Raw genomic sequence first — 23,104 nt, 5'->3', positions numbered from 1 at the left:
GGGCTTCGGCACGACGAGTTCAGGCAAGACGGGGCCTGCGGGGCCCCGACGACGCCGGCGACGCACTTGGCCACCCGCTGGTATTCCCGAGGAGCGCGAACGCATGACACACCCGACGATCAGCCGGCGCGGCGCACTCAGGCTCGGGGCGGGCGCCGCGGCGGGCGCCCTCGCGACGCCCTTCCTGGCACGCCACGGCCTCGCGACCGAGGCGCCGATCAAGCTCGGAAGCCTCCTCGACGGCAGCGGAGCCCTCGGCCTCGAGGGCAAGCGGATGATCGAGACCACGGAATACGCGGTGGATCTGATCAACAAGGCGGGCGGTCTCCTCGGGCGCCCGGTCAAGGTCATCGCCTACGACACCCAGTCGAGCATGCAGCTCTACACCCAGTACGCCCAGCAGCTCGCGCTGAAGGAGAAGGTCGACGTCATCCAGGGCGGCATCACCTCGGCCTCGCGCGAGGCGATCCGGCCGATCTTCGGCCGCTCCAAGACCCTGTACTTCTACAACACCCAGTACGAGGGCGGCGTCTGCGACCGCAACGTATTCTGCACCGGCACGACGCCGGCCCAGACCGTGAACCACATCGTCGATTACGCCCTGAAGACCTGGGGCAAGAAAGCCTACATCGTCGCGGCGGACTACAATTACGGCCACATCACCGCGAGCTGGATGACGAAGTTCATGAAGGACGGCGGCGGCTCGGTCGCCGGAACCGACTTCTTCCCCCTCGACGTGACGAACTTCTCCTCCGCGATCAGCCGCATCCAGCAGGCCCAGCCCGACCTCGTGCTCTCGGCCCTGGTCGGCGCCAACCATTCGGGCTTCTACCGCCAATGGGACGCGGCCGGCATGAAGAGCCGGATCCCGGTCGCCAGCTCGGTCTTCGGCCTCGGCGACGAGCTCACCACCATGGATGCCTCGACCACCAGCGGCATCCTCACCTGCTACGGCTGGTACAACGACCTGCCCGACGCCCGGAGCGTCGAGTTCGTGAAGGGCATGCAGGCCAAGTTCGGTGCCGACGTCACGGACCTCAGCGAACTCGACACCGCCACCTACGACGGCATCATGCTCTGGGCCGAGGGGGTGAAGAAGGCCGGCTCCCTGGACCGGGACAAGGTGATCGCCGCCCTCGAATCCGGCCTCTCCTACGAGGGACCGACCGGCAAGGTGACCATGGACGGGGCGACCCACCACACCATCCGCAGCACCTATCTGGCCCGACCGAAAGACAAGAAGTGGGAGATCCTCGCGAGCTTCCCGGACCAGTTCCCGGCTGATACCGGCGGCGCCTGCGACCTCCTGAAGAATCCGAAGACCAACAAGCAGTTCACCCCCGACCTGAAGGGTTGAACGGGAGCATGGCGCCCGATCTCGCCGGCCTCCTCGGCTTCAACGTCCTGGCGGGCATCGCCACGCTCGCGCTGATCACCCTGGGCCTCGGGGTGATCTACGGGATGATGCGGATCATCAACCTCGCCCATGGCGAGTTCATGATGCTCGGCGCCTACACGGCGGTCGCCGCCTCCGATGCCGGGCTCAACATCTGGGTCGCCATGCTGGTGCTGCCGCCCCTGGTGGTCGGACTGATCGGCCTCGTCCTCGAGCGCACCGTGATCCGCTTCCTCTACGGGCGGATGATGGACACGATGCTGGCGACCTGGGGCATCAGCCTCGGACTGATCGGACTCGTCACCTCGCTCTACGGCAACGTCGTGCGAGGCGTGTCGACGCCCGTGGGCAGCTTCGAGATCGGCCGCTACGGCGCGAGCCTCTACAGCCTCGTCATCGTGGCGGTGGCCTGCGGGGCGCTGGCCGGTCTCTACCTGCTCCTGCGCCTGACGAAATTCGGCCTGATCCTGCGCGCGACGATGCAGAACCCGCGCATGGCGGCCTCCCTCGGGGTCTCGCCGGACCGGATCTACATGGCGACCTTCGCCCTCGGGGCGGGTCTGGCGGGTCTCGCCGGCGGCGTGCTGGCGCCGATCTCCGGCATCTCGCCGGCCATGGGCGCGGCCTACATCTCGCGCGCCTTCATCACGGTGCTGGGCGGCGGCCCGGCGATCCTCACCGGCACGGGCCTCGCCTCCGCCCTGTTCGGCGTCATCAACGAGATCGTCTCGTTCAAGACCACCCCCGTCATCGGCGACGTCGCCCTGCTCGTCGCCGCGGTCCTGCTCATCCGCGTGCTGCCCCAGGGCATCACCGGCCGCTACCTGAGGCGCAGCCTATGACCCGCCGACCGTCGCCGCTCCGCGCCCTGGCCCGTCCGTCGGCCCTGGGTTTCCTCGCCATGGTCGCCTCCGGCTTCGCCATCCTGTTCGGCGCGCCGCACGTCCTCGACACCTTCGGGCTGGTGCAGATGACCGGGTTCACCGCCATGGCGATGTTCGCGCTCAGCCAGGGATTCATCTGGGGCTATGGCGGGGTGATGTCCTTCGGGCAGGCGGCCTTCCTGGGCCTGGGCGGCTATGCCTACGCCGTCGGCGTCCTGAACCTCGGCGACTCGAGCCTGCCGGTGCTCCTCGCCATCGCGGTACCGATGCTGTTCGCGGGGCTGCTCGGCTACTTCATGTTCTACGGCCGGATCTCGGACGCCTATATCGGGGTCATCACCCTGACGGTGTCGGTGATCCTGTTCCAGCTCGTGAACACCACCTCGGGCAGCCAGTACCGGATCGGCGAGGCCGAACTCGGGGGCTTCAACGGCATTCCGGCGATCCCCGCCCTGAACCTGCCGGGCGATGCCGGCAACCCGCTCGATCCCGAGGGCATCTGGTACGCCGCGATGGGCAGCCTGATCCTGGTCTATATGATCCTGCGCGCGGTCCTGGCCAGTCGCTTCGGCCGCGTGGTCGTGGCGATCCGCGAGAACGAGACCCGGGCGCAGCTCATCGGCTACGACCCGCGCCTCTACAAGCTCCTGGCCTTCATGATCTCGGCCGGCATCGCGGGTCTGGCCGGCTGCCTCTTCGCCAATTGGGGCGGCTTCATCAGCCCCACGGTGTTCGGGCTGACCATGTCGGCGCAGGTGATCATCTTCGTCCTCGTCGGCGGTCTCGGCACCCTGCTCGGCCCGATCCTCGGCGCGGTGCTGATCCAGTGGCTGACCATCGAGGCCGGCGCCCAGAACGTCATCGATTCCAATCTCGGCCTCGGCGCGATCCTCGTCACCTTCGTGCTGCTGATCCCGCAGGGGCTGGTGCCGGTGGCCCGCCATCTCCTCCTGCGCCTCGGCACGGCTGTGAGCGGGCGGCGGGTGAAGGCCGAGTCCCTCGGGCCCGCCCCGGGCGCGGCCCTCGCCGGCGAGGTCCGCCGATGAGCCCGCTTCCCGCGGCACGCCCCGTCCGCCCCCTGCTGGAGGCCAAGGGCGCCACCATGCGCTTCGGCGGCGTCACCGCCGTCAACGCGGTCGACTTCGTCCTCGGGGAGGTGGAGCTGCGCTGCCTCATCGGTCCGAACGGCGCCGGCAAGAGCACCTTCTTCAAGATGCTCACCGGCCAGCTCACCGCGAGCGCCGGGCGCATCCATTTCCGCGACACCGACATCACCGCCGCGCACCCGCACGAGATCGCCCGCCTCGGGGTCGGCATCAAGACGCAGGTGCCCAACGTCTTCAACGGCCTGTCGGTGCACGAGAACGTCTTCGTCGCCGCGGGCCGGAAGAAGTCGCTCGCGCGCACCCGCGCCATCGTCGAGGAGACGCTGACCCGTCTGAAGCTCACCGAGATCGCCGGACGCCTCGTCGGCCAGCTCGCCCATGGCCAGCGCCAATGGGTCGAGATCGCCACGGTGCTGGCCCAGGAGCCGGAGCTGATCCTCCTCGACGAGCCCGCCGCCGGGATGACCAAGGAGGAGGTCGAGCGCACCGCCGCCCTCATCCGCGAGATCAACCGCACCCACGCGGTCATCGTGGTGGAGCACGACATGCCGTTCATCCGGATGATCGCCAAGACCGTGACGGTGTTCAACCAGGGGCGTATCCTCATCGAGGGCGACGTCGACACGGTGCTGGCCGATACCCGCGTCCGCGACGTCTACCTGGGCAAGCAGGCCGCATGACCGCCCCGCTCCTCGGCGTCGACGGCCTGCATTCCGGCTACGGCCGCATCCCGATCCTCGGCGGCGTCTCGCTGCAGGTGGGCGAGGGCGAGTTCGTCGGCATCCTCGGCCATAACGGCATGGGCAAGTCGACCCTGCTGCGGACGCTCACCGGAAACCTGCCCGCCACCGCCGGCTCGATCCGCTTCGACGGGCGCGACATCACCCGGCTCTCGCCGACCGCCCGGGCCCGGGCCGGCATCGGCTACGTGCCGCAGGGGCGCGAGATCTTCCCGGCGCTCAGCGTCCACGAAAACCTGCGGATGGGCTGCCTGCTGTCCCGGGACAAGGAGGAGGCGGTGATCGCCGACATCCTCACGCTGTTTCCGCGCCTGAAGGCCTATCTCGACCGGCCGGGCGGCGCCCTCTCGGGCGGCGAGCAGCAGTTGCTGGCCCTGGCCCGCTGCCTGTGCGGGGCGCCGCGCATCCTTCTCCTCGACGAGCCCACCGAGGGCATCCAGCCCTCGATCATCGAGGAGATCATCGAGACGCTCCAGGCGATCGGCCGGCAGCGCGGCCTGACCGTGCTGCTGGTCGAGCAGAACCTGAACTTCATCGCCTCGCTCTCGCGTCGCGTGCTGATCCTGCAGAAGGGCCGCATCACCCGCGAGGTCCCGCCCGAAGTCGCCCGCGACCGGGCGATGATCGACGAGTTCGTCGGCATGGCCTGAGGGCCATGCCGCTTCCCACCCCAGGAGACGTCCGGCATGGATGCCACGACACCCGCCCCGTTCGACGTGGTCGAGATGACCCTGGCCGATGCGGCCGACGCCTTCGCCGCCGGTGTGACCTCGGAGGCGCTGACGCAGGCCTTCCTCGACCGCATCGCGGCGCATAATCCGCATTACAACGCCCTCATCATCATGAATCCGGACGCCCTGGCCGATGCCCGCGCCATCGATGCCCGGCGTGCGGCCGGTGAGGCACTGGGACCGCTCGCCGGCGTGCCCGTGGTGATCAAGGACCCGATGGACATGGCCGGCCTGCCGACCACGGCGGGCTGGCACTTCCTCAGCGCCCGGGCCGGCGGCGTCGACCTCGTGCCCGAGACCGACTCGCCCGTCGTCGCCCGGATGCGGGCCGCCGGCTGCGTCATGCTCGGCAAGACCAACGTGCCGGTCCTGAGCGCCACCGGCAGCCACGCCAACGACAGCTGGGCCGGCCCCACCCTGAACTCGGCGGCGCCGGAAAGCCTGCCCGGCGGCAGCAGCGCCGGGACGGCGACCGCCGTCGGCGCCAGCTTCGCGGTGCTCGGCCTCGCGGAGGAGACCGGGGGATCGATCCAGAACCCGGCCTCGGCGCAGGGGCTCGTCGGCATCAAGCCGACCTTCGCCCTGGTGCCGAATGCCGGCGTGGTCCCGCTCGCCGGCAGCACGCGCGACGTGGTCGGGCCCATCGCCCGCTGCGTGCGCGACGCCGCCCTCACCCTCGACGTGCTGGCGGGCTACACGGCCGCCGATCCGAAGACCGTGGCGGGCATCGGAAAGCGCCCGCGCGGCGGCTACACCGCCCGCCTCGACACCGAGGCCCTGACGGGCAAGCGCCTCGGCCTGTTCGGACCGGGCTGGCGCGACCTGCCGCTCTCGGCCGAGGCGCAGGACCTCTATGCCCGCGCGCAGGGCGAGATCACCGCCCGGGGCGCCACGCTGGTGGACGATCCCTTCGCCGGGACCGGCTTCGCCGCGCTGGCCCGGCCGACGCCGGGCCTGAACTTCTTCGATGCGCGCGGCATGGAATCCGTGCCCTACGACCTGCACCTCTACCTGCAGCGGCTCGGCCCCGGCGCGGCCATCCGCAGCGTCGAGGCCTTCGCCGAGGCCACCCGGGCCGAGGACGCGTTCGGCCCGGCCGGCGTGCTGCGCTACCTGCACGCCATCCCGGCCTTCGCGCCGATCCTCGCCAACCCGACCGCGCCGCCGGATCTCTCCGCCTTCCTCGCCCTGCGGGAGGCCTACCTGGCAATCTTCGACGCGGCGATGGACGCGAACGGGCTCGACGGCCTGGTCTTCCCGCAGATGCGCGACGAACTTCCGCCCCTGCACGGCGGCCGGGCCATCAACGAGACCACGGTCTGCGAGATCAACATCGCGGGCCTGCCCGGCGTCACCGTGCCGGCCGGCTTCTACGCCTCGGGGGCGCCGTTCAACCTGATCTTCGTCGGCCGGATGTGGAGCGAGGCCGACCTCCTCGGCTTGGCCTACGCCTACGAGCAGGCGACCCATCACCGCCGGGCCCCGAACCTCGTCGGCTGAGGGTCCGGCAGGATGATCCGCGCCGGGCATCGCCGCGCGGCAGAGCATGCCGCAGGCAGGTGCCTCGATATCGGGCAGACAAATCACAAATCCCACAACCGCCGAGGATCGAGATTGACGTCCCTCCACGATCACGCCCGAGCCACCCGTGGGACTGTCAACGGGATGGATCGCCCGGGCGATGCCCCGGCGCCGGAGATCGGCACTTCGATGGCGCCGCGGCGCAGGGCGGCGGTCCGGGGACGCGCGCCCGTGCGTGTGGCTTCTGCCCGAGCGGTCATACCCGCCGAGAGTGTCGCGCCGGGCGCCATGCACGATTGCGGTTGCATTACAACGCAAACGAGCATGGGATACCGTTTCCCGCGTCCGCATTCCCGTGCGACCGCGACCTCGGATCACCGTTATGATCGGGTGAACCTTAGGACGGCCATCGAGCATGCTGACGGATCATCGCCATCAGGAAATCCTGTCCCGCCTCCATGGGACGGGCCGGGTCGGCGTCGCGGATGTGGCCCTCTTCCTGAAGGTCTCGGAGGAGACCATCCGGCGCGATCTGAAGGTGCTCGAGGAACGCGGCCTGCTCCGGCGCATCCACGGCGGCGCGGTGCCGCCCCGCCTCGACCAGGAGCGTCCGCTACAGGAGCGCGGCAAGCTCAACACCCGCGAGAAGGGGCGCGTGGCGGTCCTGGCCGAAGCCCTGGTGCTCGACGGCATGTCGATCTTCATCGACACCGGCACCACCACGCTCGCGCTGGCGCGGCGGCTGACCGGGCGCAACCTCACGATCACCACCAACTCCGTGGATGTGGCGCTGCATTTGGGCGGCGGCCCGGCCCGGGTCAACCTGACGCCCGGCACCCTGCGGAGCAACGACAACGCGCTCGTCGGCTACGAGACCGTGGCCTATGCCCAGCGCTACTTCTTCGACATCGCCTTCATGGGGATCGCCGCCTGCGATCTCGAGCATGGCTGGATGGATTACGAGGAGCACGAGTCGGTGCTGCGCCGGACGCTGAGGGGGCAGTCGCGCCGGTCGGTCCTGCTCGCCGATTCCCGCAAGTTCGGGCGACAGGCCAATCTCTGCACCTTCGGCCTCGGCGAGAAGCTGAGCATCGTCACGGACAGGCCGCCGCCGGAGGCGTTCCAGGACGCGTTCGCCCGGCATGAGATCGAGACCATCCATACCTGATGCGGGCGAGGCCCCCGCGCTCGAGGACCTGCTCGCCCGGTTCTCCGCCTGCGGTGCCACCCCGGGCGGCGGGGTGACCCGCCTCTGCGCCAGCCCCGAGGACGGCGCCGCCCGCGCCGTGTTCGCGGACGCGGTCCGGTCGGCCGGCGGCACCCTGCGGGTCGATGCGGTGGGCAACCAGTTCGGCCTGTTTTCGCTGTCGGATCAAGGCGATGCGCCCCTCGTGATGATGGGCTCGCACCTCGACAGCCAGAGCCGCGCCGGCCGCCTGGACGGCACCTACGGCGTCGCCGCGGCCCTGCGGGTGGGTGCCGGATTGATGACGGCCCGGCGCGCGGGCGCCCCCTTCACCGCCGATTTCTGCGCCGTGAACTGGACCAACGAGGAGGGGGCCCGCTTCCGTCCGAGCCTCCTCGGCAGCGGCACCTATCTCGGCCGGCACACGGTGGCGGAGGCGCTGGCCTGCCGCGACGACGACGGCATCAGCCTGGGGACGGCGCTGGCCGAGATCGGCCACGCGGGCAGGGCGGTGCCGCCGCCGCGCCCGGCCTGCTACCTCGAGATCCACGTGGAGCAGGGCACCGTGCTGGAGGAGGCGGGGCGGACCATCGGCATCGTCACCCGCAACTGGGGAGCGACCAAGATCGCGGCGGTCTTCACCGGGGTCCAGGCCCATACCGGGCCGGGCCGGATGGAGCGCCGGCGCGATGCGCTGCTCGCGGCCGCCTATGCCATCGCGGACGTCCGGGCGCTGGCGGAGGCGTGGCCCGGCCGTCTGTATACCGCGGTGGGTCGTGTCCAGGTCGCGCCCAATTCCGCCAACGTGGTCGCCGCGCGCGTGGAGATCTCGGTGGAGTTGCGTTCCGCCGACGACGCGATCCTGGCCGAGGCCGGGGAGCGGGCCGACCGGCTCCTGCGCGAGGCCGCCGGCCGGGCCGGCACCGGGCTGACGATCGCCGGCCGGAGCGAGCGTCCGATCCGGGAATTGCCGGAGGCGGTCTGCGAGCTCGTCGCGGCCTGCGCCGCGGCGCGAAGGCTCGGGACCCTGCGGATGGACACGGTGGCGGGGCACGACGCGCTGAGCTTCCTCGGGATCTGCCCGACCGGGCTCGTCTTCGTGCCGAGCATCGACGGCATCGCCCACAACGAGGCCGAGGCCACCGACCCGGCCGACCTCGCCGCCGGCCTCGCCCTTATGCGGGAGGCGGCCGAGCGGCTGTGCCGCCACGGCGGCGACCCCGTCCAGGCCGCGCGATCGGAGCCGACGGAATGACGCCTCCCGAACCGGATTTCGCCGAGCGGATCGGCGCTGCGCTGGCGCGGGTCCCGGGCTGGAGCGGCGGGGCGTCGCGGATCGCCCTGGCGGCGGCGCCCGTCGCCTCGCCGACCCACCGGGCGGTGGCCTCGGACTGCGCCCGGGTCTGGCGCGACGGAGCCGATCCGGTCTTCGTCAAGGTCCGCCACGCCGACATGGCCGCCGATATCGGGCCCGGCCTGGCGGAGGCGACGGGCCGGGCCGGGGCGCTCGGCCTGGGGCCGGCGCTGCTGGCGCAGGCCGAGGGCGTGCTGGTCCTGGCCGACCTGCCCGAGCCCTGGCGCTACGCCCGGGTCGGCGACCTGCAGGATTCCGGCACGATGGCGCAGGTCCTCGACGCCCTGCGCCGGCTGCACGGGGCGGATCGCCTGGGCCGGGAATTCTGTCCGTTCGGGCGGATCGCCGCCCTGGCGGCCGAGGCCCGGGCCTGCGCCGCGCCCCTGCCCGACGATCTCGACGCCCTCCTGGCGAATGCCACCCTGATCCGGGAGGCGATCGCGGCGGCGGGCTTCGACCGCCGGTTCAGCCGCAACGACGGCACCGCCTCGAACCTCATGCTGCGATTCGACGGCGAAGGCCTCGCCCCGGACGGTGTCCGGCTGGTGGATTTCGACCTCGCGGGCGATTTCGACCCTTGGTTCGAGGTCGGCGCGCTCCTGAACGAGGCCTATGGCTTCGAGCCCGAGCGCCGGCAGGCCATCGAGATCTATGCCGGGCACTGCACCGAGGCGCTCCTCCACCGCTGCCGCCTCTACGGGGCGGTAGACGACCTGATGTGGGGCCTGTGGGGGATCACCCGGGCGATCACGTCGCGCCGGCCCGGCATCGAGTTCTTCAAGTACGGCCAGTGGCGGCTGCTGCATGCGCGCACCACGATGGCGGCGCGCGACTTCGAGCTCTGGCTGCGCCGGCTGTGACGGACCGGGCGGCGGGGAGGACGCGATGAGCTGGACACGGATGGGCGAGGGGCGGAGCGCCGCCGAGCAGGCGCTCGAGGCGATCCTCGCCCGGGTGCAGCGCTGGGCGGACGTGCCCCTGCGCTACCGCGCCGTCTCGGGCGGCCTCAGCAACACCAACTGGCGGGTCCAGGCGGGGGAGGGAACGGACTTCTTCCTGAAGGTGCCGGGGCGCGGCACGGAGATGTTCATCGCCCGGGCGGCCGCCCACGAGGCGAGCCGGCGGGCGGAGGCCTGCGGCTTCGGGGTGGCGGTGCTCGACTACCTGCCCGAGGACGGCGTCGAGATCTTCGCCTTCCTGGACGACTTCCGGGCCTCCTCGAACCTCGATTTCCTGCGCCCCGAGGTCCGCCGCAACGCGGTGCGGGCCCTGCGCGCCTTCAACGACGCGCCGGCCCTGACCCTGACCAAGACGATCTTCGACATGATCGAGGAGCATGTCGGGCAGGTGGAGGCCGTCGGCGGCCGGGTCCCGCAGGATTCGGCCTTCCTGATGCGGCGCTACGGGCAGGCCAAGGCGGCCCTGTACGCCGCGGGCCTCGACCTCGTGCCCTGCATGAACGACACCCTGGCGGGCAACTTCATGCTCGACGGGCAGGACCGGGTCCGCCTCGTCGACTTCGAGTACGCCTCCAACAACGAGCGCGCCTACGAACTCGCCCTGTGGTTCGACGAGATGGCCTTCCCGGCCGATGTCGAGCGCGAGATGATCGAGGCCTATTGGGGCCGCTGGACCCCGCAGATCCACGCCCGCACCGCGGTGCTGAAGGCGCTGGGCGATCTCAAATGGGCCACCTGGGCGATGATCCAGGAGCGCGTCTCGACCCTCGACTTCGACTATTACAAGTACGGGACCTGGAAGCTCTCGCGGGCCCGGACCCTGTTCCACCATCCCGACTGGCCGCGCTGGCTGCGACTGCTGTGACCCTCGCCCACCCGCGCCCCCATTCCTCCTCGACCGAGGCCGCTGCCATGTTCTCGACCCGCGCCGCGCCGGCGGGCTTCGACGCCACGCCCGACGGGCTGATGGCCTTCGCCCACCACCTCGCCAACAGCGTGCGCCCCCTGGCGCGCCGGCACTTCCGCACCCCGCTCGCCGTCGAGGCCAAGGCCGATGCGAGCCCCGTCACCGAGGCCGACCGCGGCATCGAGGCCCGCCTGCGGGCCGAGATCCGCCAGGCCTACCCGGCCCACGGCATCCTCGGCGAGGAGGAGGGCGGCGACTTCGCCCACGAGCTGACCTGGGTGGTGGACCCGATCGACGGGACGCAGAGCTTCATCACCGGCATGCCGCTCTTCGGCACCCTGATCGCCCTGGTGCGGGACGGCCGGCCGATCCTCGGCCTCATCGACATGCCGGCTCTGGCCGAACGCTGGCACGGCAACGGCGGCAGCGCCTGGTTCGGCGGCAAGCCGATCCGCACCAGCGGGCGCACCCTGGGGGAGGCCCGCCTGTTCGCGACGTCCCCCGACCTGTTCCGGGGCGCCGACGCCGAGGCCTTCGCGGCCCTGAGCGCCGCCGTGGCCCTGCGCCGCTTCGGCGGCGACTGCTACGCCTACGGCCTCCTCGCCTCGGGCCATTGCGACCTCGTGGTGGAGGCCGGCCTCAAGGTCTACGACGTGATGGCCCTCGTCCCCGTGGTGGAGGGCGCCGGGGGCGTGATGACCGACTGGGCCGGGCGCCCCCTGACCCCGGATTTCGACGGCCGCGTCGTCGCCGCCGCCAACCCGGAGCTGCACGCGACGGCCCTGCGCCACCTGACGGGCTTCGCCTGAGGTTCCGGCCGATCCGCCGCCAGGGGCTGCCGGGGCAGCGCGGCGGGCCGGCGGCGGGACCTTCGGCGCCGTAGTCTAACGCCCCATCATGATGAACTATATATCTGATCAGTTTTTATCTAAATTTAAGACGATCCGATTATCGATGCAAAACGGATACTTTCATACTGGAATAGATGATGCGCCTCCCGATCAAGACAATCCTCATCGGCCTCTTCAGCTTCGTCGTCGCGGTCTCGGCGGCGCAGGGCCTGATCACCTTGCTGAAGATCCGGGAGATGGGAGCCGCCACCGAACTCCTGGTCACCAATGCCATGCCGTCGATCGACCAGGCCCACAAGATCAATCGTCTGGTCCTCCGGGTCAGAACCAGTCAGCTGCGCTACGTGACGGCGCCCAACAGCACCATCGAGCAGGCCGATCTCCAGCTCGCGCAGGAGCTGATCCAGGAGCGCAACAAGGCGGTCGAGGACTACAAGCCGCTGATCAGCGGCGCGGTGGAGCAGGCGGCCTACGACGACCTGGTCGCCAAGATGGCGGTCCTGCTGGCCGACTGGAAGAAGCTTCGGGCCATGAAGGAAAGCAACAGGACCGAGGCGCTGGAATTCTTCCGTGAGGCCAACCACGCCCATTACCGGGCGGTCGCCGAGGCGGCCACCCGCCTCGTCGAGATCAACGTGGCGGCGGGCAATGCCGCCGGCGCGGCCATCCGCGAGCAGCAGGCGGCGGCGACCCAGGTCTCGCTCGTCATGCTCGCCGTCGGGATCGTCGTGGCCGTCGCCGCCATGATCTTCTCCGTCGTCGGCGTCGCCCGCCCGATCGAGCGCATGACCCAGGCGATGCAGCACAGCTCGGGCGGCAACACGGAGACCACCGTTCCCTCCGTGGGCCGGCGCGACGAGCTCGGCGCGATGGCCGCGGCCGTGGAGGTCTTCCGGACGAACCTGATCCACACCCGCCACCTCGAGCAGGAGACCATCGCGGCCCGGGCGAGCGCCGAGGAGCAGCGCAAGATCGGCATGCGCCGGATGGCCGAGGATTTCGAGCAGGCCGTGGGCGGGATCATCGGCATGGTCTCCGCGTCGGCCACCGAGCTCCAGGCCACGGCACAGACCATGACCGCGACGGCGACGCAGACCGCTTCGCAATCCACCACGGTGGCGGCCGCGGCGGAGGAGGCGTCGGTCAACGTCAACACGGTCGCGGCGGCGGCCGAGGAACTCGGCTCGTCGGTGCAGGAGATCGGCCGTCAGGTTTCGAGCTCCGCCGATCTCGCACAATCCGCCGTCTCGGAGGCCGACGCGACGGCTGGCCTCGTCCAGGAACTCAGCGGTGCGGTGAACCGGATCGGCGACGTGGTGAGCCTGATCTCGACGATCGCCAGCCAGACCAACCTGCTGGCGCTGAACGCCACCATCGAGGCGGCCCGCGCGGGCGAGGCCGGGCGGGGCTTCGCGGTGGTCGCCGCCGAGGTCAAGGAACTGGCCAACCAGACCGCCCGGGCCACCGAGGAGATCTCCCAGCAGATCGGCCACATCCAGGGCGCCACCGGACAGGCGGTCTCGGCGATCGGTTCGATCACCGCGCGCATCCGCGACATCAACAGCGTGGCGGCGGCGATCTCGGCCTCCGTCGAGCAGCAGAGCGCGGCGACGCAGGAGATCGTGCGCAACGTCTCCCAGGCTTCGATCGGAACCAACGAGGTGACGAACAACATCTCCGGCGTGGCGAGCGCGGCCGAGGAGACCGGGGCCGCCGCCAGCCAGGTGCTCGCCGCGGCCGGCGAGCTCTCCCGGCAGTCGGAGCATCTCGGCGGCGAGGTCGATCGCTTCCTCGCGACGGTGCGGGCCGCCTGAGCGGCGCCCGCTCCGCCAGGGCGCGCCGCGCGACGGATCCGGGCGTCGCGCGGGCTCTCCCGGTACGGGTGCCGGCTCGCGCGACCGGCGCCCGTCTCAGTCGCCGCCCTCGATCAGGCCGCGGATGCGGGTGGCCAGGGCCTCCAGGGCGAAGGGCTTGACCAGCACCTGCATGCCGGGGGCGAGGTGGCCGTGGTTGAGGGCGGCGTTCTCCGCATAGCCGGTGATGAACAGCACCTTGAGGCCGGGGCGCGAGACCAGGGCCGCCTCCGCCATCTGCCGGCCGTTCATACCCCCGGGCAGGCCGACATCGGTGACGAGGAGGTCGATGCGCACGTCCGATTGCAGCACCTTCAGGCCCGAGGCGCCGTCGGCCGCCTCGATGGCGGCGTAGCCGAGATCCTCCAGCACCTCGGTGACCAGCATCCGCACCGTGGGCTCGTCGTCCACCACCAGCACGGTCTCGCCGAGCTTGGCCCGGGCCGCCTCGGACAGGTCCGGCACCGTCTCCGCCCCCTCCGCCTCGCCGAGGTGGCGCGGCAGGTAGAGGCAGACCATCGTGCCCGCGCCGGGCTCGGAATAGATCCGCACCTGGCCGCCCGACTGCTTGGCGAAGCCGTAGATCATCGACAGGCCGAGGCCGGTGCCCTCGCCCAGGGGCTTCGTGGTGAAGAACGGGTCGAAGGCCTTGGCGGCGACGTCGGGCGTCATGCCCGTGCCGTTGTCCGAGACGCAGAGGGAGACGTACTGGCCCGGATCGAGGTCGCGCTCGCGGGCGCCGCGCGGATCGAGCCAGCGGTTGCCGGTCTCGACCACGATGCGCCCGCCCTCCGGCATGGCGTCGCGGGCGTTGATGCAGAGGTTGAGGAGGGCGTTCTCCAGCTGGCTCGGGTCGACCAGGGTCGGCCACAGGCCGGCGGCCCCCACCACCTCGACCGACACCGCGGGCCCCACCGTGCGGCGCACCAGCTCCTCCATGCCCTCGACGAGGCGGTTCACGTCGGTGGGCTTCGGGGCCAGGGTCTGGCGGCGCGAGAAGGCGAGGAGCCGATGCGTCAGGGCCGCGGCCCGGCGCGCCGCCCCCTGCGCCGCGCCGATGTAGCGCTCCAGGTCGCCGACCCGGCCCTGGAGCATGCGGGTCTGCATCAGCTCGAGGGAGCCGACGATGCCCGCCAGCATGTTGTTGAAGTCGTGGGCGAGCCCGCCGGTCAGTTGCCCGACGGCCTCCATCTTCTGCGACTGGCGCAGGGCCTCCTCGGCCTGCATCAGCTCGGCCGTGCGCTCGGCGACGCGCTGCTCCAGCGTCTCGTTGAGGCTGCGCAGCTGCTCGGTGACCCGCGCGCGCTCCGCCTCGCCGGCCCGGCGCTCCTCCATGTCGATGAGCACGCCGGGAAAGCGCAGGGGCGTGCCGTCCGGGCCGTGCTCGACCCGGCCGCTGGCCTCCAGCCAGTAGTAGCGCCCGTCGGCGCGGCGGGTCCGGTACTGGTGCGCGTAGGGGCCGCCCCGGGCGATGGCGGCCTCGATCGCCGCGGCGAGGCCGGCGCGGTCGTCCGGATGCACCGTCTCGACCACCTGGGCGAGGCTCAGGCCCTCGCGACCCGCGGCGGGGTCGAGGCCGAAGCTGCGGGCGAAGGCCTCGTCGACGCTGAAGCGGTCGGTGGGCAGGTCCCAGAGCCAGGTGCCGATGATGGCCCCGGCCGCCAGGGCGAGCTGCACCCGCTCGATGTTCTCCCGGGCCAGGGCCTCGCTGGCGCGCAGGGCGTCCTCCGCCCGGCGGCGGTCCGAGATGTCCCGGAACAGCACCGAGACCTGGCGCCGGCTCGCCGGTTCGATCCGGGCGGCGGAGACCTCGATGTACCGCCCGGCCAGCGGGAAGGCCCGCTCGAACCGGATCGCCTTGCCGGTGCGCAGGACGCCGCCGTAGAGTTCGAGCCAGCCCTCGGCCTCGGCCGGCGCGAGGTCGCGCAGGGTGCGGCCGACGATGTCGGGGATGCCGGTGTGGCGCTCGTAGCCGGCATTGGCCTCGACATGGACGTAGTCGCTCGCGGGGCCGTGCGGCCCGTCGAAGAACTCGATGATGCAGAAACCGTCGTCGACCGCCTCGAACAGGGCGCGGTAGCGCGCCTCGCTGGTGGCCAGCGCGTCGCGGGCGGAGCGCTGCTCGGTGACGTCGCGGGCGACGCCCGAGAACCGCAGCGGCCGCCCGGCGGCGTCGCGCTCGATCTCGCCCCGGCGGGCGATCCAGCGGAGCTCGCCGGTGTCGGGCCGGCGGATGCGGTACTCCACGTCCCGCGGCGGCTCGCCCCGCCGCCGGCTCTCCGCGGTGGAGACGAGGTGCGCGTCCTCGGCGACGACCAGCCGCTCGAAGGCCGTGGCCGGGTAGCTCGCGGCCTCGGGCAGGCCGTAGAGCCGGCAGAATTCCGGGGTCGGGTGCAGGAGGCCGTCGTCGATGCCCACCGAGAACACGCCGATGCCGCCCGCCTCCTGGGCCCGGCGCAGGCGCATCTCCGCGTCCTGCAGGGCGTCGCCGGCCCGGTGCTCGGCGGTGCGGTCGGCGACGACCTTGACGTAGCCGATGTGATGGCCGTCCGCGTCCCGCAGGGGCATCATCTCGCCGGAGGCCCAGAACCGGGAGCCGTCCGCGCGCAGGTGCCAGCGCTCGTCGTCGGCCCGGCCCTGCTCCAGGGCGCAGCGCATCTCGATCCCGGGCCGGTCGACGGCGCGGTCCTCGGGGACGAACAATTCGGCGATGCTGCGCCCGCGGATGTCGGCGGCGCTCCAGCCGAAGATGCGCGCCGCGCCGGTGTTCCAGTCGGACACCACCCCGTCGCGGTCCGTGCCCACGATGGCGAAGCGGGTGGTGCTGTCGAGGATCGCCTGCCGGTGGGGCACCGGGTCGGCCCGCCGCCCGCCCTCGCCATGACCCTCGCCCTCGCCCTCGCCCTCGGGCACCGCGCCGGCCCGGCGGGCCTCGGCCCGCAGGCGCGCGGCCTCGCGCTCCAGCTCCTCGGCGCGGCGCAGGCGCGCGTCGGTCTCGGGCTGTCTCATGCCGGGACGTCCCTCCTTCCGGGATTCGCTCAAGGGCGCGCGGGCCCCGCATGGGCGGTAGAGGGGCCGCCCGCCCGGGTCAAACGGGAATGCGGAACCGCCGCCGGAACGATCAGGGCCGGCCCCGCGGCGGCGGGACCGGCCCTGGCATCCGGATCGGGCGAGACGCGTGCGCGCAGCGCTCAGCGCGGGTCGGGCGGGCCCTCGCCCTTGCCCACGAAGGGGATGCCCTCGATCGGGCATTCCTCGGTGCCGACGCTCTGGCGGGTGATCGCCCGCACGGCGTCGCGGGTCCCGTCGGGGTCCTCGATCCAGCGGCGGTAGAAGTCGTAGGGGCAGTCCGACAGGCCGTGCCGGTTCTCCTTCGAGGCGATCATGCCGGTGTAGCCGCGGTGAAGGAGCTTGAAGAGGTGGTTCTCGGACTGCCCGTGGGCGCGCGCGTCGCGGATCAGGAACTTCGACAGGGCGGCGTACTGGATGCCCATCTCCTCCTCGCCGCACTCGCCGAGCGTGCGGCCGTCGAAGCCGATCACCGCCGAATGGCCGAAATAGCTGTAGACCCCGTCGAAGCCGGCGGCGTTGGCCACCGCCACGTAGGTGTTGTTGGCGAACGCCATCGCCTTCGACATCAGCACCTGCTGCTCCTTGGCCGGATACATGTAGCCCTGGCAGCGGATGATGAGCTCGGCGCCCCGCATGGCGCAGTCGCGCCAGATCTCGGGATAGTTGCCGTCGTCGCAGATGATGAGGCTGATCTTCAGGCCCTTGGGCCCGTCGGAGACGTAAGTCCGGTCGCCCGGATACCAGCCCTCGATCGGGGTCCAGGGCATGATCTTGCGGTATTTCTGCACGATCTCGCCCTGGTCGTTCATCAGGATGAGGGTGTTGTAGGGCGCCTTGTTCGGGTGCTCCTCGTGGCGCTCGCCGGTCAGCGAGAACACGCCCCAGACCTTGGCCTTGCGGCAGGCGGCGGCGAAGATGTCGGTCTCCGGCCCCGGGATCGTGGTGGCGGTCTCGTACATCTCGGCCGCGTCGTACATGATCCCGTGGGTCGAGTATTCGGGGAAGATGACGAGGTCCATGCCGGGCAGGCCGGACTTCATGCCGACCACCATGTCGGCGATCTTGCCCGCGTTCTCCAGCACCTCGGCCCGGGTGTGCAGGCGGGGCATCGTGTAGTTCACGACGGCGACGCCGACGCTGTCCTGGCTCGACGAAATGTCTCCGTGCATCATGGCGTGATCCTCCGGTTTCTGGACGTGGCGCGTGCCGCGCGGGTTCGCGGCACGCGCGGGGGACGCGGTCCCCCGGGCCCCTAGCCCGGCGCGAGGCCGAGGAGGGTTCCGAGGGGAACCACGAGGGTGAAGCCGCCATAGACGCCGTCCTTCGGCCGCCGGGCGGTGTAGGGATTCCAGAACGAGTTCGGATTGACGACGTACTGGACCACGGGCTCGAGGATCACGCCCGCCCCGACGTCGATGTGGGCGTTGGCCTCGAAGATGAACTTGTCCCGCGAGAACGGCGCGCCGGAGCCGCCCGCGAAGGCGTTCGCATCGGCCAGGAAGTCCGCGTAGTTGGCGTTGATGCGCTGCCAGTTGGCCTTCAGCCCGTAGGTGTCGTTGGGCCGGGTCTGGTCGGGCGATTGCAGCAGGATGCCGGCGAACGAATTGAACCGGATCGGGATGGTCGGGTCGAAGGCGTAGCCGGTGCCGGTATAAAGCGCGATCGAGGCCGGATGGGGATTGGCGGCCTCGGCGCCCCCGTCGGCGCGCCAGACCGTCTGCGAGGCGGTCAGCACCACGCCCGAGGTGCCCGACTTCTGCAGGGCCGGGTCGCCGGGGAAGAGGCCCTTGGAGCGGCCGAGCGCCGTCTTGAAGTTATCCTCGTGGTCGGCGGTGTTGTAGAAGCCGGTGAGCGAGACGCGCCCCGGATAGGCCTCCTGGGAGAAGTCGGTCTTGCGGCCGATCTCGGTCATGACGACGGCGCCGGCCAGGCGCTCGTAGCCGAAATCATAGCCCGACAGCCCGTTGGTGTTGGGGTTCACGCTGAAGGCGCCGGCCTGGATGTAGGTGGTCGGCGAGAGCTTGTAGGCGACGTTGGCGCCCCAGACCCCGTAGAGCGGCGAGGTGAAGCCGGCGTTGAAGTAGAACATGTCCTGGAAGCAGGAATTGATCGAGTTGCACGGCGGCAGGCCGTAATACCGGTCCGGATGCGTGCGCCCGACCTCGACCACCAGGCGGTCGTCGAGCAGCTTCTGCTGGTAGGTGAAGAGCGACAGCCGGGCGAAGTTGGGGTTGAACGGCGGCTGGTAGCCGACCGTGGTGTCGCCGATGTCGGCGGCCATGTTGAGGTTGCGCACCAGCCCGAAGAAGGTCTGGGTGAAGTTGATCGTCCCGCCCGAGATGCCCGCGAGCGTCTGCATGTCGGCGGTCATCGAGAGCACGAAATAGGCCGAGTTCGACTGCTCGCCGGGCCGCAGGCCCATGCTGGGATTGGCCTGGTAGAAGTCGTAGACGTTGACGTCGAAGGTCAGGCCGCGGGCCGCCATCGCGGTGGCCCAGGGCGCGAGCGGACCGACGCGGACCGGGTCCTTCGGCTTGTCGGCGATGGCCGGGTCGGTGCGCGGCTGGGTCTGCTCGTTGAGCTGGCCCACCGGCGAGGCCGTCTGCGCCAGGGCCGGCCCCGCGGCCAGCACACCGGCGGAGGCGACCGCCGCCGACAGGAGGGCGCCCCGGGCCGCCCCCCATCCCATCCGGCGCCGCGACACCGGTTCCCGTTCGAATCTCTGTATCATCGTACCACCCCGCGCTCCAGCATCGATCCCGTCTCGGCCCATCCCATCCACTTCAGCTGTGGAATTATATCTCGATAGGCCCAGCCTCTGTGCAGATCTGCTGTCAGGCAATACTTTGCAAATGCGATGCCACTGCTTAATTTAATGGCTAATCATCCAGGGGCGGGCAGATGGGAAGCTTTTGGCCGCCGGCGTTGCTTGCGTTTTGGTCTTCGCCGAGCCGCTGCAGCAGCCGCAGCCGGCGCCGTGCCCCGACACCCGCCGGGGGGCGTGGCGGCTGCGCTCGTTGGTGGCGTGCGCCTTGCGCAGGCCGGCATCCATGGAGGCGAGGTTCGGCGCGGTGAGGAAGGCCCGGCCGCAGGCGGTGCCGCAATCCGGGCAATCGTGCGGATCGCGGAACTCGGCCATCGGGCGCAGCACCGTGAACGGGCCGCAGGCAACGCAACTGTAATCGTAGACGGGCATCGGGGCCTCTGGGTGATGTCTGCGTGATGGAGCGCGGCGAGCGTCGTGGACTCCGGACGTTCGCGCGTTCGCGTGCGACCCGCCGCGTCATCCCGGGCTCCGCTGCGCGGCCCCGGGATGAGAGATTGCGACGGGCGACGTCTCGGCTCGCGAACCGGCCTCCGCGATCCCCTGCCGGGGGGAGGGGACTGCGCGCCGGATCGGGCCCGGGCCGGGTCTCAGAGGTCCGGCGACAGCGGCATCTGGATCGAGCCGTCGAGGAACTTCGTCGGCCCATCCGCTCCGGGATTGATGTCGAACTCGAAGATCTTCGTCGGAATCCACAGGGTGGCGCAGGCGTTGGGGATGTCGACGACGCCGGAGATGTGGCCCTGGACCGGGGCGGTGCCGAGGATCGAGTAGGCCTGGGCGCCGGAATAGCCGAACTTCTTCAGGTACTCGATCGCGTTGAGGCAGGCCTGACGGTAGGCCACCGTCACGTCGAGGTAATGCTGCTTGCCGTACTCGTCGACGGAGACGCCCTCGAAGATGAGGTGGTCGTCGAACTTCGGCGTGATCGGCGACGGCTTGAAGATCGGGTTCTTGATCCCGTACTTGGCCATGCCGTCCTTGATCAGGCTGACCTTGAGGTGGACCCAGCCCGCCATCTCGATGGCGCCGCAGAAGGTGATCTCGCCGTCGCCCTGGCTGAAATGCAGGTCGCCCATCGAGAGGCCCGCGCCCGGCACGTAGACCGGGAAGTAGATCTTCGAGCCGCGCGACAGGTCCTTGATGTCGCAATTGCCGCCGTGCTCGCGCCCCGGCACCGTGCGGGCGCCCTCGGCGGCCGCCTTGTCGCGGCCCTCGCCCTTGAGCCGGCCCATATGGGCGGTGGGCGCGAAGGGCAGGGTGGCCAGCGCCGGCACCCGGTTGGGGTCGGTGTCGAACAGCGCCTTCTCACGGGTGTTCCAGGTCTCCAGCATCTTCGGATCGGGCAGGCAGCCGATCAGGCCGGGATGGATCAGGCCGGGGAAGCGCACGCCGGGAATGTGGCGCGACTGGGTGAACATGCCCTCGAAGTCCCAGATCGACTTCTGGGCCAGGGGGAAGTGCTCGTCGAGGAAGCCGCCGCCGTTCTTCTTGGAGAAGAAGCCGTTGAAGCCCCACTGGCTCTCGGGCTTGGCGCCGATGTCGAGGAGGTCGACCACCAGGAGGTCGCCGGGCTCGGCGCCCTCGACGCCGATCGGGCCGGAGAGGAAGTGCACGATCGACAGGTCGATGTCGCGCACGTCGTCGGCCGAATCGTTGTTCTTGATGAAGCCGCCGGTCCAGTCGTAGGTCTCGACGATGAAGTCGTCGCCCGGCTTGACCATGGCCACCATCGGGATGTCGGGGTGCCAGCGGTTGTGCACCATGTCGTTGTCGTAGGCCGATTGGGTCAGATCGACCTTGATCAGGGTCTCGGGCATGTTGGGTCGTTGCTCCCTTGCCAGACGTGAGGACATGCGTCCCCGTTCGCGCCGGCGGTGAGATCCGTCGGCGGGTGATGTGCCGGTGATGGCCGGGCGCGACGCGCCCCGGCCCGGGGCCGGTCAGCTTGCGAGCAGCTCCTTCAGGGCCGCGTCGAGTGTGGCGATGTCGTCGGGGCTCGTGCCCGGGCCGCCCGCGAAGTGGCCCCACCAGGTGTCGATGACGCGCAGCTCGGCGTTCGGCATGGCCGCCGCCTCGATGGCGTTGTCCTCGGGAGGAAAGTACAGGTCGGTGGAGGCGGGCATCAGGATCGCCTTCGCGCGGATGGCGCCGAGCGCGGCCTCGAAGTCGCCCTTGAAGCGGTCGTTGGCGCTGATGTCGCCGTTCTGCCAGGTCCAGAGCATGGCGAGCAGGTCGTTGGCGTCGCGGGTGTAGAACAGCCCTTCCCAGAACCCGACGAGGAAGTCCTCCAGCGAGGCGTAGCCCATATGGGTCCGGTCGGCCTCGATCCGGTAGAAGGTCTGCGACAGGCCCCAGCCGGCATAGACCCGGCCGAAGGCGCGCAGGCCCCGGTTCGGCGGGCTCGTGTACCAGCCCTCCGCGTAGGCGGCATCCGCCTGCAGAGCGGCCTTGGCGCCCTCGAGGAAGACGAAGTTGTGCCGCGAGCACTTGGCCGAACCCTGAAACGGCAGGATGCGGGGCACCATGTCGGGGTAGAGCGCGCCCCAGTGGTAGGTCTGGAGCGCTCCCATCGACCAGCCCGTCACGAGGACCAGCCTCTCGATGCCGAAATGCTCGGTGACGAGGCGATGCTGGGCCGTGACGTTGTCGTAGGCGGTGACGTTGGGAAAGCGCGGCCCGTTCCAGGGGGCCGGCGTGTTGCTCGGCGAGGACGAGAGCCCGTTGCCGAACATGTTCGGGATGATGATGAAGTACCGCTCCGGGTCGAGGGCCTTGCCGGGGCCGATCAGCCACGCGTTCTCGGTGTGCTGGCCCGAGTACCAGGTCGGATAGACGATGGCGTTGTCTTTCGCCGCGTTGAGCGTGCCGAAGGTCTTGTAGGCGAGCTTGGCGCCGCGCAGCGTCTTCCCGCACTGGAGGACGAAGTCGCCGAGCTCGAAGATCTCGTAATCGGCCATCTCTGCCCCTTTCGGCATGCCGGACCCCGTCAGACGGAGAGGAAGCGGGCGACCTGGGCCTCGTCGATGTCGGCGCGCAGGGATTCGTGGACGATGTGGCCGTTCTCGATCACCAGCACCCGGTCGGCCACGTCGAGGGCGAAGCTGAGCACCTGCTCGGAGACCACGATGGAGAGGCCGCGCTCGTCGCGGATCTTCTTCAGGGTGCGGCCCATCTCGCGGATGATCGAGGGCTGGATGCCCTCGGTGGGCTCGTCGAGGAGGAGGACCTTGGGCCGGCTCGCCAGGGCCCGGGCGATGGCGAGCTGCTGCTGCTGGCCGCCGGACAGGTTACCGCCGCGCCGGCCCTTCATCTCCAGCAGCACCGGGAACATCGTGTAGAGGTCCTGCGGCACCCGGCGCTCGTTCGTCACGGTGAGCCCGGTCTCGATGTTCTCCTGCACGGTCATGGCGGAGAAGATCATCCGCCCCTGCGGCACGTAGGCGAGGCCCTGCGCCACGCGCTGGTGGCTCTTGAGGCCGCCGACCTCGGCGCCGTCGACCCGGATCGAGCCGGATTTCAGCGGCACGATGCCCATCAGGGTCTTCATCAGCGTGGTCTTGCCCATGCCGTTGCGGCCCATCACGGCGACGATCTCGCCGGGGGCCACCGCGATGTCGAGGCCGTGCAGCACCTCGCTCTGGCCGTAGGCCGCGTGCAGGTCGCCGATCGCCAGCATCGGCGGGAGTCCGGCCTGGATGGGCGGTACGGGGGAGGGGG

At 70.6% G+C, this 23,104-nt stretch carries 19 protein-coding genes; 12 read left to right on the top strand and 7 right to left on the bottom strand.

What is annotated here, in order from left to right; genetic code table 11:
- Window positions 1–103: 103 nt before the first annotated feature.
- From AC3WLN_RS04635 to AC3WLN_RS04580, 12 genes are all read left to right on the top strand, one after another.
- The gene (locus AC3WLN_RS04635; protein WP_492479913.1) at window positions 104–1,357 is read left to right on the top strand and encodes an urea ABC transporter substrate-binding protein; all 1,254 of its coding nucleotides are present in this window, start codon (window positions 104–106) and stop codon (window positions 1,355–1,357) included.
- A gap of 8 nt (window positions 1,358–1,365) precedes the next feature.
- Entirely contained in the window at window positions 1,366–2,238 is an 873-nt protein-coding gene (locus tag AC3WLN_RS04630) for a branched-chain amino acid ABC transporter permease (RefSeq protein ID WP_492479911.1), read from the top strand.
- Window positions 2,235–3,326, top strand: coding sequence for an ABC transporter permease subunit (locus tag AC3WLN_RS04625; RefSeq protein ID WP_492479909.1), 1,092 nt, complete (start codon window positions 2,235–2,237; stop codon window positions 3,324–3,326). The genes AC3WLN_RS04630 and AC3WLN_RS04625 overlap by 4 nt, the downstream gene beginning before the upstream one ends.
- Window positions 3,323–4,066 carry an ATP-binding cassette domain-containing protein gene (locus AC3WLN_RS04620; protein WP_492479907.1) on the top strand — a complete coding sequence of 248 codons (744 nt, stop codon included), beginning with the start codon at window positions 3,323–3,325 and terminating at the stop codon, window positions 4,064–4,066. The genes AC3WLN_RS04625 and AC3WLN_RS04620 overlap by 4 nt, the downstream gene beginning before the upstream one ends.
- Window positions 4,063–4,776 carry an ABC transporter ATP-binding protein gene (locus tag AC3WLN_RS04615; RefSeq protein ID WP_492479905.1) on the top strand — a complete coding sequence of 238 codons (714 nt, stop codon included), beginning with the start codon at window positions 4,063–4,065 and terminating at the stop codon, window positions 4,774–4,776. The genes AC3WLN_RS04620 and AC3WLN_RS04615 overlap by 4 nt, the downstream gene beginning before the upstream one ends.
- A 36-nt stretch (window positions 4,777–4,812) precedes the next feature.
- Complete coding sequence (locus tag AC3WLN_RS04610; RefSeq protein ID WP_492479904.1) at window positions 4,813–6,357, top strand: amidase; 1,545 nt, start codon at window positions 4,813–4,815, stop codon at window positions 6,355–6,357.
- Window positions 6,358–6,793: 436 nt separating this feature from the next.
- Window positions 6,794–7,546: a DeoR/GlpR family DNA-binding transcription regulator gene (locus AC3WLN_RS04605; protein WP_463776777.1), complete on the top strand. Its 753-nt coding sequence runs from the start codon at window positions 6,794–6,796 to the stop codon at window positions 7,544–7,546.
- Window positions 7,521–8,819 (top strand): Zn-dependent hydrolase, encoded by a 1,299-nt coding sequence (locus AC3WLN_RS04600; protein ID WP_492479901.1) that lies wholly within the window; start codon window positions 7,521–7,523, stop codon window positions 8,817–8,819. Before AC3WLN_RS04605 ends, AC3WLN_RS04600 begins: the two co-directional genes overlap by 26 nt.
- Window positions 8,816–9,778, top strand: a complete 963-nt coding sequence (locus AC3WLN_RS04595) for a phosphotransferase family protein (RefSeq protein ID WP_492479899.1) — start codon at window positions 8,816–8,818, stop codon at window positions 9,776–9,778. The genes AC3WLN_RS04600 and AC3WLN_RS04595 overlap by 4 nt, the downstream gene beginning before the upstream one ends.
- A 25-nt stretch (window positions 9,779–9,803) precedes the next feature.
- Window positions 9,804–10,742 (top strand): phosphotransferase, encoded by a 939-nt coding sequence (locus tag AC3WLN_RS04590; protein ID WP_492479897.1) that lies wholly within the window; start codon window positions 9,804–9,806, stop codon window positions 10,740–10,742.
- Between the two features lie 47 nt (window positions 10,743–10,789).
- Complete coding sequence (locus tag AC3WLN_RS04585; protein ID WP_492479895.1) at window positions 10,790–11,593, top strand: inositol monophosphatase family protein; 804 nt, start codon at window positions 10,790–10,792, stop codon at window positions 11,591–11,593.
- 179 nt (window positions 11,594–11,772) lie between these two features.
- Window positions 11,773–13,449 (top strand): methyl-accepting chemotaxis protein, encoded by a 1,677-nt coding sequence (locus AC3WLN_RS04580; protein WP_492479985.1) that lies wholly within the window; start codon window positions 11,773–11,775, stop codon window positions 13,447–13,449.
- A gap of 96 nt (window positions 13,450–13,545) precedes the next feature.
- On the opposite strand, the gene AC3WLN_RS04575 is transcribed toward AC3WLN_RS04580, so the two are convergent.
- The 7 genes from AC3WLN_RS04575 to urtE all read right to left on the bottom strand — a co-directional run bounded on the left by AC3WLN_RS04575 (window position 13,546) and on the right by urtE (window position 23,063).
- Window positions 13,546–16,497, bottom strand: a complete 2,952-nt coding sequence (locus tag AC3WLN_RS04575) for a PAS domain-containing hybrid sensor histidine kinase/response regulator (RefSeq protein WP_492479893.1) — start codon at window positions 16,495–16,497, stop codon at window positions 13,546–13,548.
- A gap of 182 nt (window positions 16,498–16,679) precedes the next feature.
- A complete protein-coding gene (locus AC3WLN_RS04570; RefSeq protein WP_492479891.1) occupies window positions 16,680–17,732 on the bottom strand; it encodes an aliphatic amidase in 1,053 nt (350 codons plus the stop codon).
- 80 nt (window positions 17,733–17,812) lie between these two features.
- On the bottom strand, window positions 17,813–19,249 hold the full coding sequence (locus AC3WLN_RS04565) for a carbohydrate porin (protein ID WP_492479984.1): 1,437 nt from the start codon (window positions 19,247–19,249) through the stop codon (window positions 17,813–17,815).
- 183 nt (window positions 19,250–19,432) lie between these two features.
- Window positions 19,433–19,756 (bottom strand): FmdB family zinc ribbon protein, encoded by a 324-nt coding sequence (locus AC3WLN_RS04560; RefSeq protein WP_492479890.1) that lies wholly within the window; start codon window positions 19,754–19,756, stop codon window positions 19,433–19,435.
- Window positions 19,757–19,974: 218 nt separating this feature from the next.
- Complete coding sequence (fmdA, locus tag AC3WLN_RS04555; protein WP_492479888.1) at window positions 19,975–21,204, bottom strand: formamidase; 1,230 nt, start codon at window positions 21,202–21,204, stop codon at window positions 19,975–19,977.
- A gap of 123 nt (window positions 21,205–21,327) precedes the next feature.
- Window positions 21,328–22,344, bottom strand: a complete 1,017-nt coding sequence (locus tag AC3WLN_RS04550) for an alpha/beta fold hydrolase (protein ID WP_492479983.1) — start codon at window positions 22,342–22,344, stop codon at window positions 21,328–21,330.
- A 29-nt stretch (window positions 22,345–22,373) separates the two neighbouring features.
- Window positions 22,374–23,063, bottom strand: a complete 690-nt coding sequence (gene urtE / locus AC3WLN_RS04545) for an urea ABC transporter ATP-binding subunit UrtE (RefSeq protein WP_492479982.1) — start codon at window positions 23,061–23,063, stop codon at window positions 22,374–22,376.
- Window positions 23,064–23,104 lie beyond the last annotated feature (41 nt).

This window comes from Methylobacterium sp. FW306-05-D, from assembly GCF_058782155.1.
The sequence above is the reverse complement of the archived record's forward strand: the minus strand, read 5'-3'. Positions and strand labels throughout refer to the sequence as shown.

Excerpts from the sequence above, each read along its gene's own strand:
- AC3WLN_RS04550 (WP_492479983.1), bottom strand. The coding sequence starts at position 22,344 with ATGGCCGATTACGAGATCTTCGAGCTCGGCGACTTCGTCCTCCAGTGC.
- AC3WLN_RS04625 (WP_492479909.1), top strand. The coding sequence starts at position 2,235 with ATGACCCGCCGACCGTCGCCGCTCCGCGCCCTGGCCCGTCCGTCGGCC.
- AC3WLN_RS04595 (WP_492479899.1), top strand. The coding sequence starts at position 8,816 with ATGACGCCTCCCGAACCGGATTTCGCCGAGCGGATCGGCGCTGCGCTG.
- AC3WLN_RS04585 (WP_492479895.1), top strand. The coding sequence starts at position 10,790 with ATGTTCTCGACCCGCGCCGCGCCGGCGGGCTTCGACGCCACGCCCGAC.
- AC3WLN_RS04630 (WP_492479911.1), top strand. The coding sequence starts at position 1,366 with ATGGCGCCCGATCTCGCCGGCCTCCTCGGCTTCAACGTCCTGGCGGGC.
- AC3WLN_RS04605 (WP_463776777.1), top strand. The coding sequence starts at position 6,794 with ATGCTGACGGATCATCGCCATCAGGAAATCCTGTCCCGCCTCCATGGG.
- AC3WLN_RS04560 (WP_492479890.1), bottom strand. The coding sequence starts at position 19,756 with ATGCCCGTCTACGATTACAGTTGCGTTGCCTGCGGCCCGTTCACGGTG.
- AC3WLN_RS04570 (WP_492479891.1), bottom strand. The coding sequence starts at position 17,732 with ATGATGCACGGAGACATTTCGTCGAGCCAGGACAGCGTCGGCGTCGCC.
- AC3WLN_RS04635 (WP_492479913.1), top strand. The coding sequence starts at position 104 with ATGACACACCCGACGATCAGCCGGCGCGGCGCACTCAGGCTCGGGGCG.
- AC3WLN_RS04575 (WP_492479893.1), bottom strand. The coding sequence starts at position 16,497 with ATGAGACAGCCCGAGACCGACGCGCGCCTGCGCCGCGCCGAGGAGCTG.
- AC3WLN_RS04620 (WP_492479907.1), top strand. The coding sequence starts at position 3,323 with ATGAGCCCGCTTCCCGCGGCACGCCCCGTCCGCCCCCTGCTGGAGGCC.
- fmdA (WP_492479888.1), bottom strand. The coding sequence starts at position 21,204 with ATGCCCGAGACCCTGATCAAGGTCGATCTGACCCAATCGGCCTACGAC.
- AC3WLN_RS04580 (WP_492479985.1), top strand. The coding sequence starts at position 11,773 with ATGCGCCTCCCGATCAAGACAATCCTCATCGGCCTCTTCAGCTTCGTC.
- AC3WLN_RS04615 (WP_492479905.1), top strand. The coding sequence starts at position 4,063 with ATGACCGCCCCGCTCCTCGGCGTCGACGGCCTGCATTCCGGCTACGGC.
- AC3WLN_RS04590 (WP_492479897.1), top strand. The coding sequence starts at position 9,804 with ATGAGCTGGACACGGATGGGCGAGGGGCGGAGCGCCGCCGAGCAGGCG.
- AC3WLN_RS04600 (WP_492479901.1), top strand. The coding sequence starts at position 7,521 with ATGAGATCGAGACCATCCATACCTGATGCGGGCGAGGCCCCCGCGCTC.
- AC3WLN_RS04610 (WP_492479904.1), top strand. The coding sequence starts at position 4,813 with ATGGATGCCACGACACCCGCCCCGTTCGACGTGGTCGAGATGACCCTG.
- urtE (WP_492479982.1), bottom strand. The coding sequence starts at position 23,063 with ATGCTGGCGATCGGCGACCTGCACGCGGCCTACGGCCAGAGCGAGGTG.
- AC3WLN_RS04565 (WP_492479984.1), bottom strand. The coding sequence starts at position 19,249 with ATGGGATGGGGGGCGGCCCGGGGCGCCCTCCTGTCGGCGGCGGTCGCC.